This is a genomic window from Pseudomonas sp. TE6283, from assembly GCF_054060555.1.
On the sequence record NZ_JBSSDH010000004.1, the window covers coordinates 312,423 to 329,505 of the forward strand.

General features: G+C 64.2%; 13 protein-coding genes. 7 read left to right on the plus strand and 6 right to left on the minus strand.

Features of this window, described 5'->3' with window-relative positions; all coding sequences use genetic code 11:
• Positions 1 to 10: 10 nt before the first annotated feature.
• Positions 11 to 976, minus strand: a complete 966-nt coding sequence (locus tag ACVWZ5_RS08755; RefSeq protein WP_062574388.1) for an SCO family protein — start codon at positions 974 to 976, stop codon at positions 11 to 13.
• A 55-nt stretch (positions 977 to 1,031) separates the two neighbouring features.
• A complete protein-coding gene (locus ACVWZ5_RS08760; RefSeq protein ID WP_457340563.1) occupies positions 1,032 to 4,427 on the minus strand; it encodes an Ig-like domain-containing protein in 3,396 nt (1,131 codons plus the stop codon).
• Positions 4,428 to 4,671: 244 nt separating this feature from the next.
• Here ACVWZ5_RS08760 and ACVWZ5_RS08765 point away from each other — a divergent pair, with 244 nt between their 5' ends.
• Both ACVWZ5_RS08765 and ACVWZ5_RS08770 read left to right on the plus strand, forming a co-directional pair.
• On the plus strand, positions 4,672 to 5,418 hold the full coding sequence (locus ACVWZ5_RS08765; protein ID WP_096049913.1) for a sulfite exporter TauE/SafE family protein: 747 nt from the start codon (positions 4,672 to 4,674) through the stop codon (positions 5,416 to 5,418).
• A gap of 103 nt (positions 5,419 to 5,521) precedes the next feature.
• A complete protein-coding gene (locus ACVWZ5_RS08770; RefSeq protein WP_343581783.1) occupies positions 5,522 to 6,262 on the plus strand; it encodes a hypothetical protein in 741 nt (246 codons plus the stop codon).
• A 260-nt stretch (positions 6,263 to 6,522) separates the two neighbouring features.
• On the opposite strand, the gene ACVWZ5_RS08775 is transcribed toward ACVWZ5_RS08770, so the two are convergent.
• Positions 6,523 to 7,284 carry an RHS repeat-associated core domain-containing protein gene (locus tag ACVWZ5_RS08775; protein WP_457340564.1) on the minus strand — a complete coding sequence of 254 codons (762 nt, stop codon included), beginning with the start codon at positions 7,282 to 7,284 and terminating at the stop codon, positions 6,523 to 6,525.
• 273 nt (positions 7,285 to 7,557) lie between these two features.
• Positions 7,558 to 8,475 carry a LysR family transcriptional regulator gene (locus tag ACVWZ5_RS08780; protein WP_062574384.1) on the minus strand — a complete coding sequence of 306 codons (918 nt, stop codon included), beginning with the start codon at positions 8,473 to 8,475 and terminating at the stop codon, positions 7,558 to 7,560.
• A 159-nt stretch (positions 8,476 to 8,634) separates the two neighbouring features.
• On the opposite strand from ACVWZ5_RS08780, the gene ACVWZ5_RS08785 reads away from it, so the two are divergent.
• Genes ACVWZ5_RS08785 through ACVWZ5_RS08795 form a run of 3 tightly spaced genes read left to right on the plus strand, consistent with a single transcriptional unit; the run spans position 8,635 to position 12,219 of the window.
• On the plus strand, positions 8,635 to 9,939 hold the full coding sequence (locus ACVWZ5_RS08785; RefSeq protein ID WP_062574383.1) for an MFS transporter: 1,305 nt from the start codon (positions 8,635 to 8,637) through the stop codon (positions 9,937 to 9,939).
• A 16-nt stretch (positions 9,940 to 9,955) separates the two neighbouring features.
• Positions 9,956 to 11,197: a Zn-dependent hydrolase gene (locus ACVWZ5_RS08790; protein WP_062574382.1), complete on the plus strand. Its 1,242-nt coding sequence runs from the start codon at positions 9,956 to 9,958 to the stop codon at positions 11,195 to 11,197.
• Complete coding sequence (locus tag ACVWZ5_RS08795; protein ID WP_062574381.1) at positions 11,197 to 12,219, plus strand: histone deacetylase family protein; 1,023 nt, start codon at positions 11,197 to 11,199, stop codon at positions 12,217 to 12,219. The genes ACVWZ5_RS08790 and ACVWZ5_RS08795 overlap by 1 nt, the downstream gene beginning before the upstream one ends.
• Positions 12,220 to 12,233: 14 nt before the next feature.
• On the opposite strand, the gene ACVWZ5_RS08800 is transcribed toward ACVWZ5_RS08795, so the two are convergent.
• Entirely contained in the window at positions 12,234 to 13,658 is a 1,425-nt protein-coding gene (locus tag ACVWZ5_RS08800) for an aminotransferase-like domain-containing protein (RefSeq protein WP_062574380.1), read from the minus strand.
• A gap of 439 nt (positions 13,659 to 14,097) precedes the next feature.
• On the opposite strand from ACVWZ5_RS08800, the gene ACVWZ5_RS08805 reads away from it, so the two are divergent.
• A complete protein-coding gene (locus tag ACVWZ5_RS08805; RefSeq protein WP_062574379.1) occupies positions 14,098 to 15,507 on the plus strand; it encodes an amino acid permease in 1,410 nt (469 codons plus the stop codon).
• A gap of 153 nt (positions 15,508 to 15,660) precedes the next feature.
• Positions 15,661 to 16,437, plus strand: coding sequence for a trans-aconitate 2-methyltransferase (gene tam, locus ACVWZ5_RS08810; RefSeq protein ID WP_062574378.1), 777 nt, complete (start codon positions 15,661 to 15,663; stop codon positions 16,435 to 16,437).
• Here the strand turns inward: tam and ACVWZ5_RS08815 are convergent.
• Positions 16,414 to 16,788, minus strand: coding sequence for a DUF2784 domain-containing protein (locus ACVWZ5_RS08815; protein ID WP_062574377.1), 375 nt, complete (start codon positions 16,786 to 16,788; stop codon positions 16,414 to 16,416). The two genes, tam and ACVWZ5_RS08815, sit on opposite strands and share 24 nt — an antisense overlap.
• Positions 16,789 to 17,083: the final 295 nt, after the last annotated feature.

The following is a 17,083-nucleotide window of genomic DNA, read 5'->3' on the forward strand; positions in this document are numbered from 1 at the left end:
GGGTCGAGGTTCAACGTTGCGCCGAGGGCACCTGGCGCCGTTGCGTCTCTTCCTCGAGATAGCCGATCAGCGCCGCCACTTCTGTTTCTCCCAATCGCATGTTGGGCATCGCCAGCTGGTTGTACTGCGCGTACAGCAGCATCGCCAGCGGGTCTTTCTCCGCCAGCATCCGGTCCGGTTCCACCAGCCAGCGCTTGAGCCAGGCCTCGTCACGCTGGCGGGTCACTCCCAGCAGGTCCGGGCCGATGCCGCGGGTGGCGCCGGGCTCGGCCTCGCCCAGGGTATGGCACGACGAGCAGCGGGTCCTGAACAGTTGTTCGCCGGCGCTGGGCGGGCGGATGTCGGGGGCCTGGGTGTAGTCGCGGCGCTGGGCGCTGGCGGTCTTCCAGTTGTGCAGGCTGTTGGCCAGGCGGTCGGCGAGGATGTACGGGCTTTCGAAGGGCGAGGCCTTCATCCAGCGGCCGGTGGCCTGGTTGCCGATGATCAGGCTGAGGTTGTGGTCCTTGCTGCGGCCATTCTCAAGGCCCTCGATGTACAACCCGAGGCTGCGACGCAGTTGCTCGATGTCGGCGGCTTCGCCGGTGAGCAAGGTCCAGCCGGGGCCGATGGCGAACTTCTCGGCGTAGCGCTTGAGGGTGGCGGGGGTGTCGTTGTAGGGATCGATGCTGATCGAGTAGATGAAGATGTCCTGGCCGACGCGCTCGCCCAGCAGCTTCTGCACCTGGCGCAGGCGGGCGGTCTCCACCGGACAGGAGTCGCCGCAGCCGGTGAAGATGAAATTGATGGCCACCACCTTGCCCTTGATCAGGTCGTCGAAAAAGCGCACCTGTTGGCCGTCCTGGGTGAGCAGGGGGATGTTGGGGAAGTAGTCGGCGCCCCAGGGGGTGGAGGGTGTTGCGCGGGGGCTGGGGGGCAACGACCAGGAAAGGCCGAGGGTGAGCAGCAGCAGGAGCAGCAGGCGGCAGAGGCGGGGCATGGTCTGACCCTCTTGGGTTGGCATGAAAGGGCCGCCTGGCGGCCCTTGCACGACGTCACTTGATACTCAGCGGCACCGTCACGCTCTGCCCCAGTGCCGACTTCACCGTCACCGCCGGTGGTGACGCCGGGCCGCTGCCGGTGGTGGTCACCGACAGCTTCCAGCGCGCGCCGCTGCCGCTGCTGCTCAAGGACGCCAGGCCCAGGTCGAGCGGCCCGCTGGTGGTGTTGGTGGAAACCCGGATGCTGTTGCCGGTGGCCACCGAAGTGGTCCCGGAGACTTCCCAGGTCCAGCGGTTGTTGCTGCGCAACTGCACCGTGGCGCTGCTGACCTGGATCTCGTCCATCGGCACCGCTGGCGAGACCGCGATGCTCACCGTGGCCGGCGCCAGCGACTCGAGGCCCTTGGCGTCGCGCGCGGCGTAGGTGAAGCTGGCGGTGAACGCCGTGGCGACGGTGGCCGGTGGGGTGTAGGTGAGCTGCGTGCCGTTGCTGCTGACCGTGCCTTGGCCGGAGTCGGGCTGGGCCAGGCTGCTGATGCTCAGCGGCAGGTTGCCGTCGGGGTCGGTGTCGTTGGCCAGCACGTTGAGCACGATCGGCTTGCCGGCCAGGGTCGCGGCGCTGTCGTTCACTGCCACCGGCGGCTTGTTGCCGTCGTTGCCGGAGCCACTGCCGGCAGTGCGGAAGGTCGGCAGGGCGGCGGAGTTGACGTATTCCACGCCATCCCAGCCGGGCAGCGGCGTCGGCATCATCTGGAACTGGCCGGGGTGTTCCAGGTCCCAGCGCAGCAGCATCGAGGTGTCCTCGTGCTGGGTGTTGTGGCAGTGCTCCATGTAGGTGCCGGCGAACTCGCGAAAGCGAATGGCCATTTCCACTTCTTCCGACGAATCAGTGTCCGGGCCGATGCGGTAGACGTCCTTGCGCGCCCATTTTTCCCATTCCGGCGGCGCCTTGCCGTCACGGCTGAGGATTACCCCTTCCTCGAAGTGCACATGCACCGGGTGGCTCCAGCCATTGCCGCCGTTCTTGATCTTCCACACCTCGAGGGTGCCGTCGCCGCTGAAACCGCCATCGGTGGCTTCGTTGGCCAGTTGCGGGGCGGCGTTGATGCGCCGCGGGTCCATGCTGTAGCCGAAGCCGCCGTCGGTCTTGATGGTCCAGGGCGCGCTGTCGGTGCCATCGGAGCGGCCGAAGATGAACTCGCGGTGGCGGGCGGCCCTGAGCTTGACCTGATCGCTGGCGCTGGTGCGGTCCAGGGGCAGGGGAATCATCACCAAGCCCGCGGCCTTGCCGGGTTTGGCCGGTTCATACAGGCTCGGGTCCATGCTGACGTCCTGGCCGGTATAGGGCTGCACGATCAACTGCATGAACTTGCCGACCACCGGGTCGCCGCCATCCCATTCCGGGCCCTTGCTGGTCTGCTTGATGACCGCCTTGTACTTTTCCGACAGCACGTCGGCCAGGCTAATGGCCTGTTTCGGGCCCTTGCCGGTGTCGTGTTCCATGAGGTTGACGAAGTACAGCTTGTCTCCGGCCTTGATCCCGTTCCTGGCGAAATTGATGATGATGTCGTAGCGCTCTGCGATGCCCTGCAGCGGCAGGATGGCGTTGTTGTCCTGCAGGTTGCCGTCGCCATTGAGGTCCAGGGTGCCGTCGAATGGCACCGCGTGCTCCATGATGTTGCCGTCGTTGGCGATCATGTGGAACGGCACGCGGGCATAGGAGACGTTGGAGCCGCTCGGGCCCTTGAACTCGCCGCTGTTGCCGGCGATTTCACGCACGACGGCAAACTTGAAGTAGCGCGACACCGAGCCGTTGAGGATACGGAAGCGGTAGCTGCGCGCGCGCACCTTGAGCTTGGGCTGGTACTGCCAGTTGACCAGGATCTGGTCGCCGAGAAAGCCGTCGGTGTTGAACGGGTTGAACCACAGCTGGCCGTTGGCGTCCCAGGCCTTGTCGGCGATCACCAGGTTGACGTCGTAGTCGCGGTTGCCCCAGGGCATCGCCGCGCCACTGGGGAAGCGCAGGTTGACGCCATCCTGCAGGGCTTCGTTGCCGCGGTCGATGGCCGAGTAGTAGTTCATCATCACCGCATTGCCCTTGTAGACGTTCTGCGCGGTGAAATCGAGCATGTGGTCGTGGAACCAGTGGGTGCTCATGGTCTCGCGCCAGTCGCCGCGGATCTTGATGCTGCCGTTCTCGCAGGTCTTCAGGCCAGGGGAGGCGTCGTTGACGAACAGGGTTTCGCCCGGTGCGCAGGGGAAGGCCGCGCGCGGGTCCTGGGCGCGGGTGTTGATGGTGTCGTAGCCGGCCAGCTGGATCGGCCAGCGGTAGTCGTAGTACTGGCCGGGGAAGAAGTAGGCGTTGGCGAAGCCGTCGCTCTCGGCCGGCGAGTGGCCATTGTGCTCGTGGGTGGAGATGGTATGCAGGCCAAAGCCGTTGTTGGCCGAAGGGTCGATCGGTAGGGCGTTGTAATGGCGCATCAGCACCGGTTGGCCGTAGCGCACCATCAGCAGCTTGGGTGGAAAGGTGCCGTCGAAGGTCCACAGCGCCTTGTGGCCCTGCAGGGGCATCTTGGGGTGGAAGCGGGTGTCGATGCCCTTGGTGGTGCCCAGGGTGGTGGGGATGTCGGAGGTCTGGTAGTACAGCCCGCCCGGGGCGAACTCGCCCTTGGCATAGTTGTGCAACTGCTTGCGGTCGCGCAGGCCCTGGTTGATGCGCGCCCCGGCCTGGGCAGTCTTGAACGCGGCCTGGGGGTAGAACTCGTTCCAGCGCTGGTGCGACCAGCCCTTTCCTGGCGGACGGCCTTCGGCGGGCGAGCCGACCCCGCTGCGGTTGAGGAACATCTCGATCTGCGCCTTCCACGGGTTGCGGTCGAGCACGTTGGCGTACTGCGACGGGAACGGCGTCAGCCCCGGCTGGGTCAGGAACGCCTCCAGAGCGTTGCCGTTGGGGCTGCTGCGGGCGGCGTAATCGGGGTCCTGGGCGGGGGCCGCGCCGACCACGGGCGGCGGAAAGGTCATGACGTAGGGCGGGGTGGCCGGGTCGAGTTTCTCCGGGCCGAACTCTTCGAACAGCAGCAACTGCTGGGTGAACGGCTCGGCACCGAACAAGGGGCTGGGCTTGCCGTTGGTGGGGTATTTGCGCGAGGTCTGCAGCGCGGGGGGCAGCACGTTGTTGGTGGTCACCGTCGCGCGGTTGCCATAGACGCCATCGGTCAGTTCCAGCGAGCCCTCGTTGGCCTCGGGCATCGATTTCAAGTCTTCCAGCGCCGCCGCCTGGGCCACTGGCGTGACGGGCGGTTCACTGTAGGCGGAAGGATCGGTAGGCGGTGGCTGGCTCACGTCGTCGAGCGACCCGGCGAACGCGCTGGCCAGCCCAAGGCTGACCAGCAGTGCCGTAACGCTAGACAACCTGAACACCTGGGTCGATGTCGCAGCGGTTTTGTTCATTGCCGTATGCCCCGTGTTGTGCAGACCGGCATCTGTTGCCACTCGAAGAGCGACGAAGTGCCTTGAACAGGGCACAGCAACGGCTGTGCCAAACGGCAAATGGCCAAACGCCAGTTGTTTCAAGATGTTGCGGCGGTGCGGGCGAGAAACGCTCAAGGTATTGCCGCAGACCTGGGGCTGGACACCCACTGCTGGGTGGGGAATGCTGCCCACCCGATGCCTTCGATCGTCACCGAGAGCCCACATGGATCCGCTTTACCTTATCGCCCTTGGCGCCATCGTCGCCGGGTTCGTCCAAGGCTTGTCAGGCTTTGCCTTCGGCATGGTGGCCATGTCGTTCTGGGCCTGGGGACTGGAACCGAAGGTGGCGGCGGTGCTGACGGTATTCGGCAGCCTTACCGGGCAGTTGATCGCGGTGTTCAGCGTGCGCCGGGGCTTCAGCTGGTCGCTGTTGTGGCCCTTTGTGCTCGGTGGCCTGGCGGGGATTCCGCTGGGTGTGTGGGTGCTGCCTTACCTGGACATGCTGTGGTTCAAGGCGGTGTTCGGCACGCTGTTGGTGGTGTGGTGCCCACTGATGTTGCTGGCGCCGCGCCTGCCGCGTCTGCAGGGCGGGCGCCTGGCCGATGGCGCGGTGGGCATGGTCGGCGGGGTGCTGGGCGGCATCGGCGGCTTTACCGGCACCGTGCCGACGCTCTGGTGCACCCTGCGCGGGTTCGAGCGCGATACCCAGCGGGCGGTGATCCAGAACTTCAACTTGTCGATGCTGGCGGTGACCATGCTCACCTACCTGGGCAGCGGGTTGGTGACCCCGGCGCTGCTGCCGGCGTTCGCGGTGGTGGTGTTGGCGATGGCAGTGCCGACGCTGCTGGGCACGCGGCTGTACCTGGGGATCAGTGAGCGGGCGTTTCGCCGGATCGTGCTGGGGCTGCTGACCTTGTCCGGGGTGGCGATGCTGGGCGTGGCGGTGCCGGGCTTGCTGGCGCGGGGCTGATACGGCCGATCGCGGGGCAGCCAACCCTTGCCCGAACCCGGTGTTCTTGGCACCCTTGCCTGCCTTGCGTCTCGTCGCCCCTGTAAAACAAGGAATCCTCAAGGTGAATTGGGAAAAAGTCGGTAAATCCCTGGTGGGTCTGCTCGCCCTGGTCGCCGTCGCCGCCACGCTCTATGCGGTACTGCGCGATGACGACCGCCTGCAGGCACGCCTGACCTACGCCCATCTCACCTACCCGGGCCAGTTCAGCGAGCGCATCAGCCAGGCCAACGACCTGCTCAAGTATGAGCGGTTGCACTCGCAGATCAGCGAGATCGGCGACGGCGCCCTCAGCCATCCGCAGATCGACAAGCTGGTCGACCTGGCCCAGGCCCCGTACCTGCAACTGTTTGCCAGGCCGTTCGAGGCCGGGTTGGTGGATCACCGCACCGGCCTGCTCATCGAGCTGTACAACCCCGCCCAGGCGCCGCTCAAGGCCGTGCACATCCGCTTGCCGGCCAAGGGCCTGGTGCAGGTGCGCGACGCCGCCGGCAACGACACGCTGGTGCCGACGCCCACCAGCAGCATCGACCTGCCGGCCATCGACGGGGTGAGCGAGAGCAAGGTCTGGGTGTACTTCGACGCCGACTATTCGCAGATCCGCCAGGGTGGGATCAGCATCCGCGATGCCGACGGCAGCGCCGATATCCAGGTGACCCGCGAGGTGGTGGGGTTCCCGGCGCTGCTGGCACGTTACAGCCAGGTGGTGGTCGCGGTGTTTGCCGGGTTGGTGCTGGGGTTGCTGGCTTTGGCTTATGCGTGGCTGGGGCGGGGCAGAACTGCGGGTGTTTCGCATTCTCTTTAGTCGATCAGGCTAGGTGGCTTGCTCGAAAAAGACCTGGTTGGTATCAGATGCAGGGGCTGACATTGATCTACTTCGAATTTTCTCGTATTGCTGACTGGCTGGTTGTCACTGGCTCTACGGTGTGAGGTTTGTAGCTGAAATGCCGGTGATCAGTGCTGAGGAACTTAAAAGGGTTTTCTTTGTAAACTTCGAATCTGAACATATAAGGGGCACCGTTTGCCGCAGGTGACGAGATTTTTTCTCTGGTGGCAATTTCACCCTTAAAGCCGTTTACGCGCTGATTGGTTATATTTGACAGGTCTTGTATGAAAGATGTTTTTGTTTTTTTTGTTTGGTTTTGCAGATTCGCAAGCAAAGACGTTTATCGGCAAGTCCTTGATTGGGAGGTTTGAAAGATGAAGGAGGTTTACAAAGCCCTTGGCTGTTGTGTCGGTGCCGTTGACCTCTATAAAGCCTGGGCTGCCATGAGCAGATATGTTGATTTCTTTGGGGGTTTCAATTGACGGTGTGATGAAGTAGTTGACGTCATTTGCTACCCTTCGCACAGGACCATAGTACTGATGCACCGTTCCTTTTTGAAACACTGGTGAGTGGCCGGACGGATCGGAGCCATTGATCGGATCCCCTGATACAAAGGTATATGCATTGATCCCACCCTCATTGAATGGACTCAGTGTATCGGCACTGTGAAAGCGCGTAAGTTTTGAGTTGTAAATGCGGTATCCGTTGCCAAGGAAGTAGAAGCCAGTTGCTGTATCACAATACTCTGCCTTGAAACCAACGCGCTCCGGGTTATCTCGCATGGAAAAACCGTAAGGTGTAAAAACCTCCTGTTGCGCTTTGGAGGTTGAGTGGAGGCTGACGGGAGACCCATGAACATCGTTGGCGATGAGTGTCGAGGGGGATTGATTCTTGTCTGAGCAGTGAATGGCAAGCAATTTTCCGGGTAGGCCGAGCCATGTACTTTTGCCCTCGGCATGAATGAGGGTTGTAAGTTTCGTACGGTTATAGAAAAATTGCATAGCGATCACCGTTGCGGCAAAATTTTTTATTGGCAGGGTCGCTTGGTAGCTATGGGAATGCAACTGGTAAAATTGTCAGGTTGCTGATTGAGTGTGTGTACTGCTTGCGCTCGCTCCGAGTAAGGTTCGTACGCGCTGAGTGGTTTGCCCAACCACAGCAAGATCAAGTTCAGAGGAGAGTGGTTACCGACTGGTCTACCACGTCGGGTGGTGGTCATAGGCAAGCGCGAGTGAGCAGGCCAACTACTTGGATTACATTCGCTGGGCTCCCAGCTAGCTCGTTGGTGCGCAGGCAGACAGCAAGGTCTCAATAAACAGACTCTCCGCCCGGCTCATGCGTTGATCCCTGTTCCACAACAGGTGGATGTCCACATCGGCAATCCCCTCCCGCGGCGGCAGTTTCCACAACAACCCCGTGTCCACATCCGCCGCCACCACATGTTCGGGCAGGCAGCCGATGCCGAAACCGGCGATCACCAGGCGGCGCACCTCTTCCAGGCTCGGTGACGAGGCGACGATGCGCCCGGCGAAGCCCTGCTGGTCGCGGAAGATGGTCAGCGGCGAAAGCATGCCGCCGATCTGGTCGCTGGTAAAACTGACAAAGTTCTCCCGTTGCAGGTCGCCTTCGGCCTGGCCGAACAGCCTGTGGTGCCTGCCGCAGAAGAACGCATAGCGCTGGCGCAGGAACAGCCGTTGCTCCAGCCGTTGCTGCGGCCGACGGTTGAGGCTCAGGCCGGCGGTGGCGGTCTTTTCTTGCAGCGCGGCGACGATGTCGGAGCTGCGCATCACGTCGATCTCCAGCTCCACCCGCGGGTGCTGGCGGTGAAACTCGGCGAGAAAATCATCGAAGCGTTCGCTGACGATGCGGCTGATCATCAGCAGGCGCACCTTGCCTACCAGCTCGTCCGCCGGCTGCTCCAGCAAGCCACCGATCTGCGACATCTGCCCGTACACCTCGCCGGCCAGCTGGAACAGTTGCTCGCCCACCTCGGTCAGCACGAAGCGCGGGCCGCGACGGGCGATGAGCTGGCGTCCGAGCTGTTCCTCGAGGCGCTTGAGCGCCTGGCTCACGGCAGGCTGGGTGAGGTGCAGGCGGGCGGCGGCGCGGCTGATCGACAGCTCCTGGCCGATGACGCGGAAGGTGCGCAGCAGGTTCCAGTCGAGGCGGTCGTTGAGCAGGCGGTCGGGCATGGTCAGGCTCGATAATAAGTGTGGCTAATAATTCGAATAATAAATAGAAAATTGAATTATAGGCTTTGGCGATGAATCATCTCCAGCAGTGCAGGCGCCGTCAGAGCGTCGCCATGTCCTAAAAAACTCCTGCCAGAAAAACAACCAAAGGAGCCACCCATGAAGCCCGCCGCTTCGCCTCAACCGCGCCGTGCCGCCGCCGCCGCGTTCATCGGCACCATGATCGAGTGGTACGACTTCTACATCTACGCCACCGCCGCCGCGCTGGTGTTCGGCGCCTTGTTCTTCCCCTCCGACAATAGCCTGTTCAGCACCATGGCCGCCTTCGGCACCTTTGCCGTGGGCTTCTTCGCCCGCCCCCTGGGCGGCATCGTCTTTGGCCACATCGGTGACCGCATCGGTCGCAAGAAATCACTGGTCATCACCCTGCTGATGATGGGCGTGGTCACCGTCGCCATCGGCCTGCTGCCGACCTACGCGCAGATCGGCGCCACCGCGCCGGTGCTGTTGATCCTGCTGCGGGTGGTCCAGGGCATTGCCGTGGGCGGCGAGTGGGGCGGGGCAGTGCTGATGGCCGGCGAGCATGCGCCCAAGGGGCGCCGCAATTTCTTCGCCTCGTTCGCCCAGCTGGGCAGCCCGGCGGGCCTGATCCTGTCGCTGCTGGCGTTCAGCGCGGTCACCCGCCTGCCGGAAGACGACCTGATGAGCTGGGGCTGGCGTGTGCCGTTCCTGGCCAGCGCGCTGCTGCTGCTGGTGGGCCTGGCGATTCGCCTGGGGGTCAACGAATCGCCCGAGTTCCTCACCAGCCGCGCGCAGGCCGAGAAGGCCCGGCGCAAGGAGCAGGCGCCGGTGCTGGAGGTGCTGCGCACCGCGTGGCGACCGCTGTTGCTGTGCATCGGCGCCAATACGCTGGGGATCGCCGGGGTCTATTTCACCAACACCTTCATGATCAGCTATACCACCCAGCAGTTGCACCTGGAGCGTTCGCTGATCCTCGAATGCCTGTTCTTCGTGGCGATCATCCAGTTCTGCGTGCAGCCCCTGGCCGCGTGGGTCTCGGAAAAGCTCGGCGCCACGCGCTTCCTGGCGCTGGTCGCGTTGCTGGCGATGGCCTCGCCGTACCCGATGTTCGTGCTGGTGAGCAGTGGCGAAGGCCCGCTGATCGTGCTTGGCATTGCTTTGGCGGCGGCGTGCATGGCGTCGTTCTACGCGGTGATCGCCGGGTATGTCAGCGGCATGTTCGACACCCGCGTGCGCTACACCGCCATCTCCCTGGCCTATCAGGTCTGCGGCGCCATCGCCGGGGGGCTGACCCCGCTGATCGGCACCTGGCTGGCCCACAGCTTTCCCGGCCAATGGTGGCCGATGGCGGTCTTCTACAGCCTGATCGCCTGCACTTCCCTGGTCTGCGTGCTGGCGCTGACGCGCCGGTACGCCCGTAGCCGGCAGCTCGAGCTGGCCTGAATCTGGAGTATCCGCAATGTTGAAATGCAATGGCGAACGCCTGTGGGCGAGCCTGATGGCCATGGCCGAGGTCGGCGCCACCGCTCGTGGCGGCAGCTGCCGCCTGGCCCTGAGCGACGAGGACAAGGCCGGTCGCGAGCTGTTCGGCCACTGGTGCCGCGAGGCCGGCTTGAGCCTGAGCGTGGATGCCATCGGCAACCTGTTCGCTCGTCGCCAGGGCAGCGACCCGCACGCCGCGCCGGTGATGATGGGCAGCCACCTCGACACCCAGCCCGAAGGCGGGCGTTTCGATGGCGTCTACGGCGTGCTGGCAGGGCTTGAAGTGGTGCGTCGCCTGAACGACCTGGGCATTCGTACCCGCAAGCCGCTGGAGATCGCGGTGTGGACCAATGAGGAGGGTGCCCGTTTCACCCCGGCCATGTTCGGCTCGGCGGTGTTCACCGGCACCTTGCCGCTGGCGCAGGCCCTGGCGATCCGCGATGCCGACGGCATCAGCGTCGCCGATGAACTGGCGCGCACCGGTTTTGCCGGCCAGCGCCCGCTGGGTGGCGCCGTGGACGCCTATTTCGAGGCACATATCGAGCAGGGCCCGATCCTCGAGGACAACGCCAAAAGCATTGGTGTGGTCAGCGGCGGCCAGGCGATTCGCTGGCTCGACGTGACCGTCGAGGGCATGGCCGCCCATGCCGGCACCACGCCGATGAAGCTGCGCAAGGATGCCTTGTACGGCGTGGCGAGAATGATCCAGGCCATCGAGCAGCTGGCCACGGACTTCGCTCCCGAGGGCCTGACCACGGTCGGTGAGCTGAGTATTGCCAAGTCTTCTCGCAACACCATTCCGGGCGTCGTGCGCTTCACCCTAGACCTGCGCCATCACCGCGACGCGGCCATCGACGCGATGGAGCGCGACATCAGCCTGCAACTGCAGGCCATTGCCAGCCAGCGCGGCCTCAGCGTGCGCATCGAGCGCCACTGGGTCAGCCCGGCCACGCCGTTCGATGCCCAGTGCGTGGCCGTCGTGCAGCAGGCGGTGGATGGCCTGGGCTACAGCCAGCAGTCCATCGTCAGTGGCGCCGGTCATGACGCGATCCTGCTGGCGCGCTTCTGCCCCACGGCGATGGTGTTCATCCCCTGCGTCGGCGGGCTGAGCCACAACGAAGCCGAGGACGTGTTGCCCGACGATGCCCGCCAGGGCGTCGATGTATTGCTCAACGCCGTGCTGGCCCGTGCCGGCCAGGTTGACGAAGGAGAGGCCTGATGCGCTGCTATTTCCACCCCGAACAACTGCTGCACCATCCGCGCAGCTATTACTCCCGTGGCGCGATGCGCACCCCTCAGGAGGTGCCCGAGCGCGCCCAGCGGCTGTTGCAGGCCGCCAAGGGCCTGGGCTTCGACATTCGCCAGCCTGCCGACGCCGGCCTCGCACCGCTCAAGGCCGTACACGGCGAGGCCTACCTGAGGTTCCTCGAACAAGCCCATGCGCGCTGGAAAGAGGTACCCGAGGACTGGGGCGATGAAGTCATGTCCAATATCTTCGTGCGCGAGCCCAACGCCTTGCGCGGCATTCTTGCCCAGGCTGCTCGCTACCTGGCCGATGGCAGCTGCCCGGTGGGCGAGCACACCTGGCGCTCGGCCTACTGGTCGGCGCAGAGCGCGGTGGCGGGCGCCCAGGCGATTCTCGATGGTGAACCCGCCGCTTACGCTTTGTGCCGTCCGCCGGGGCATCATGCCCGTTACGATGCCGCTGGCGGTTTCTGCTACCTCAACAATGCCGCCGTGGCCGCCCAAGTACTGCGAAGTCGCTACAGCCGCGTGGCGATCCTGGACACCGACATGCACCACGGGCAGGGCATCCAGGAGATCTTCTACGAGCGCGACGACGTGCTGTATGTCTCGGTGCACGGTGACCCGACCAACTTCTATCCCGGCGTGGCGGGTTTTGCGGACGAGCGTGGCCAAGGCGCGGGGGAGGGCTGCAATCTCAATCTGCCAATGGCCCATGGCGCCAGCGAGGCAGACTTCATGGCGCAGCTCGAGGTCGCGCTCGAGGCGGTGAAGGCCTTTGGTGCCCAAGTGCTGGTGTTGTCGCTGGGTTTCGATATCTACGAGCTGGATCCGCAGAGCAAGGTGGCGGTGACGACCGACGGTTTTGCGCGGCTGGGGGAACGTATTCGGGCGCTGCAGTTGCCTTGCCTGATTGTGCAAGAGGGGGGGTATCACCTTGAGAGCCTGGACGCGAATGCGCGGGCGTTCTTCTCTGAAAAGCGGGATTGGCGATAGCGGTGGTAGGGGTGTTACACCCCGCCCCGGCGAACATGCTTGACCAGCACCTTCTCCAACAACTCCCACATCGCCGGATCGGTGCTGAACGCCACATTGAAACGCATCCACCCGGTGGCCTTGGCATCGACCATGAATAGCTGTCCGGGCCCGAGCATGATGCCTTTCTCCAGGGCATCGTCCAGCAGCGCGGCGCTGTCGGGGATCGCCGGGTGGCGGGTCCAGATATACATCCCCTCGTCCGATTCGATGAACAGCTCGAAGCCCAGCCGGTGCAGGTGCCGGCCCACTTCCTGGTGCGCCTCGGCCAGGCGTTGGCGCAGGCGCTTGAGGTGCTTGCGCCAGCGGCCGTCTATGATCGCGGCGTATACCACCCGCTCCATCACCTGTGAGGTGGTCAGGCCCGATCGCATCTTCAGGTGCAGCAGTTGCTGGGTCAGTTCGGGGTTGGCCAGCAGGTAGCCGACCCGCACATTGGGCGAGATGCTTTTCGAGTAGCTGCCCACGTACACCACCTGCTGCAGGTGGTCGAGGCTGGCCAGGCAGGGCAGCGGGTCGGCGATCATGTCGGCGTAGAGGTTGTTCTCCACCAGGCGGAAGCCATGCTGGCTGGCCAGTTGCAGCAGGCGGTGCAGCTGCGCCAGCGGGGTGCGCGAGCAGGTCGGGCTGTGCAGGTGCGGCTGGGTGAAGAACGCCGTGGGGCGGTGGTGGGCCAGCAGGCGCTCGAGCTGGTCGAGGTCGTAGCCCGCCGGGGTGCGCGGCACGCCCACCAGGGTGGCGCCCTGGGTACGCAGGATGCTCATCAGGTTGGGGTATCCGGGGTCGTCCACCAGCACCACGTCGCCGGGGCGCACCAGGGTGCGCACGGCCAGGTCCAGGGCCTGGCTGGCGCCGTGGGTGAGCATCAGCTGCGCCGGGTTGGCGACGATCGACAGTTCCTGCTGCAGGTTCTGCGCAGTCAGCGCGCGCAACTCCGGAAGGCCCAGGGGGTCGCCGTAGCCGGACAGCTCCAGCGGGCTGCCGGCGACCTGGCGCAGGCCGCGACGCAGGCCTTCCTCGTACATCCAGTCGTTGGGCAGCCAGCCGCAACCGGGCTTGAACGGCAACTGACGGATCTCGAAGATCTGCTGCAGGTACCACTCGGAATTGAAGGTGGGGCGACTGGTGTCGACCTCGACGTTGAGCTTGTCCAGCAGCTCGTTCGCCGCACGATTGACGAAGAACCCCGCATTGCCCTTGCTCACCAGCAAGCCCTGGGCCACCAGCCGGTCGTAGGCCTCGACCACGGTGAAGGTGCTCACCGAGTAGGTCGAGGCGAATGCCCGGATCGACGGGACCTTGGCCCCGGGCTTGAGGGTCTGGTCATCGATCAGCGCGCGCAGCCCGTCGATGATCTGGTTGACCAGCGGGGTGGAGGAGTCCGGATGGAGCTGGAGCATTCGGGGGCCTTCAGGTGTGCGCGGCGCCAGGCGCCTGCAGGGGTATCGCGGGTGTATTGCATCGGCGGCCTGTACAGTGCAGTGCGTTTTTCATGCCGCTGTGCATGGCTCTATGTGTTCGACATTTTTACATTACGTGTCAGATATAGCCAACACAGCACGTACCAGCGCCATGAATAATCACAACATCGCTGCTTTGCCGTCGGGGTTTGCCCCGTACCTTCCTTTCGCCTGGCCGGACGCTTCTCGTCCGTCCCCAGCATGGTTCAGTTCGTCCAGAGGGTTGCCTCTGGCCGCGTAAGCAGGCCGCCACGGATGGCCTGCGTGTGCTCGCGCACACCTCCCTGCCCGCAGTAGCACTGATGTACAGGTGAGACCGATAACCATCGGGGTTTCACAGTTTTTCCTTGGATAAAAAGAAGCACGGGGTAAATAACTGATGGACGCAACATCCACATCCACCACCGCGAAGGACGGGCACGAGAGCAAGCTCAGTGCCTCGCTCAAGTCGCGCCACCTGACAATGATGTCGATTGCCGGGGTGATCGGCGGCGCCTTGTTCGTCGGTTCCGGCAGTGTCATCCACAGCGCCGGCCCGGCTGCTGTGCTGGCATACCTTGCCGGCGGCATCCTGGTGGTGCTGATCATGCGCATGCTTGGCGAGATGGCGACCTCCTCGCCGGACACCGGCTCGTTCTCCACCTACGCCGACCGCGCCATTGGCCGCTGGGCCGGTTTCACCATCGGCTGGCTGTACTGGTGGTACTGGGTGATCCTCATGGCCTGGGAGGCCTATGTGGCGGGCAAGATCCTGCACGGTTTCTTCCCCGACGTGAGCGTCAACGTGTTCGTGCTGGCCACGACGCTGCTGCTGATCACCGTCAACTTCTTCAACGTCAAGCACTACGGCGAGTTCGAGTTCTGGTTCGCGCTGATCAAGGTGGTGGCGATCGTCTGCTTCCTGGTGGTGTGCACCGCCGCGGTGATGAACATCTGGCAGTTCGGTGAAGTGCGCGGCATTACCCACCTGACCGCCGAAGGCTTCATGCCCAACGGCATCACCACGGTGATCGGCGCCTTGCTGGGGGTGATGTTCGCTTTCCTCGGCGCCGAGATCGTCACCATTGCCGCCTCAGAGGCGAAGGACCCGGCCACCCAGATCGTCAAGGCGACCAACTCGGTGGTGTGGCGTGTGTGCCTGTTCTACGTCGGCTCGATCTTCCTGATCGTCTGCCTGGTGCCGTGGAACGACCCGCAACTGGGTGTCTCCGGCTATGGCGCCTACCGCCGTACCCTGGAACTGCTGGGCGTGCCGTATGCCGAGCTGCTGATGAACTTCGTGGTGCTGACCTCGGTGAGCAGCTGCCTGATCTCCGGCCACTACACCGCCTCGCGCATGCTGTTCTCCCTGGCCCAGCGCGGCGACGCGCCACGCCTGTTCACGTTCACCCGCACCGGTACCGGTGTGCCGGTGAACGCGATCATCGGCTCGTGCCTGGTGGCGGTGTTCTGCGCGCTGATCAACTTCAGTGACACCCTGCGGCCAAAGGACGTGCTGGAAACCCTGATGAACACCACCGGCATGATCGCCCTGCTGGTGTACCTGGTGATCGCCTTCTCGCAGCTGCGCATGCGTCGCAAGCTGATCGCCGAGGGCAAGGAAGTGCGCCTGAAGATGTGGCTGTTCCCATGGCTGACCTACCTGGTGATCCTGTTCATCGTGGCGGCCCTGGTGACCATGGCCTTCATGCCTGACTACCAGATCCTGGTGATTTCCACCGGTATCGCCGCAGCCATCGTGGTGGCCATGGGCGTGGTGCACCAGATCCGTGGCGCCAAGCGTCACTGATTGCGCTGGTGCCTCTGGCAACGGCCGGTACCTTTCGAGGGGCCGGCCGTTTTCGTTTGTGGGCAAAACCTTGTTTGCCAGTCAGATCATCCTTACGTTGCAGCATGCCGACATGGCTTATGCTGCACATAATTGCCCTACTAGGAGTCGCCCATGGCCTGGTCCGCCACCCAGTATTCGTTGTTCGAGGATGAACGCACCCGCGCCGTGCGTGATCTGCTGGCCGCCGTGCCGGCGCGTCCGGCGCGGCATGCCACGGACCTTGGCTGCGGCCCGGGCAACTCCACCGAGGTGTTGCTGCAGCGCTGCCCCGATGCCCAGGTCCTGGCCCTGGACAGCGATCCGGACATGATCGACAAGGCCCGGCAGCGGCCACGGCTGAGCATTCCACGGGTGCGTTGCGAGATTGGCGAGATCGCCAGCTGGACCGCCCACGAGCCCCAGGACCTGATCCTGGCCAACGCGTCTTTGCAGTGGGTGCCGGACCACGCCAGCCTCTACCCGCACCTGGTGCGGCAACTGGGCGAGGGCGCCAGCCTGGCCGTGCAGACCCCCGATAACCTCGACGAGCCGGCGCACCGCCGGTTGAGCGAGATCGCCAGCCAGGGGCCCTGGGCCGCGAAGTTCGCCGATTTCAGCCTGCCGCCGCGGCACAACGCCGGGTTCTACTACGACCTGCTCAGCCCGCTGTGCGCGCGGGTGGATGTCTGGCGCACCACCTATCACCACCCGCTGGTCGGCGGCGCCGAGGCGGTGGTGGAGTGGTTCAAGGGCTCGGCGTTGCGGCCTTACCTGGCGCGGTTGGATGAGCAGGAGCAGGCGAGTTTCCTGCAGCTTTACTTGCAGGCCATGCAGCGTGACTACCCGCCGGCCAGCGATGGCAGGGTGTTGTTGCCGTTCCCGCGGTTATTCGTGGTGGCGACGCGCTAGGCGCCAGAGCACGCAGGCGTAGATGCCGAGGTTGAGCAGCAGTACGATGGTGCCCAGCCACAGCTGGATTTGCGGGGTCAAGCCGGCGGGGTAGATCACTGGCCAGATGTAGTGTTCGACGAAGCCGCCGTGGTAGCCGGCGTCGCCGGCGGCTTTGCGCAGGTGGTTTTCCCAGTCGGTCAGGGGGCACTCCAGGTGCAGGCCTTCCACGGCCAGGCCCCAGGCGAGGGCGGGGAGGTGGATCAGCAGGGCGCGGCGGCGCCAGAGCACCAGCAGGCCGCCGAACAGGACCAGCAGGATGAACGAGAGGTGGAACAGGACCAGGGTGTCGGCGGCCAGGCGGTAGAACATGGTGGGGTGGGGCCTTGCTGTTGGAGTCGGGTTAGTTTGTCATGGTTTTTTGTTTCTGAGTTTCTGAGTCTGGGCGGTGATTGTTTTTATAGTTGTATGCGCATTCATTTGCGATGTCGACGCATAGTCACCTTTCCGCCCTTACGGCGGGTTACTTTGGTCTTGGCCAAAGTAACCAAAGCCGCTGCGCTCCATTCATACGGCCCCTGCGCTTCGCTCCGGGGTTCCCTCACTCCGGCCTTGCTCCCGGGAGGACCGCGCTGCAGGGCCCATCCTGGGCCCCAGCGCTTGACGG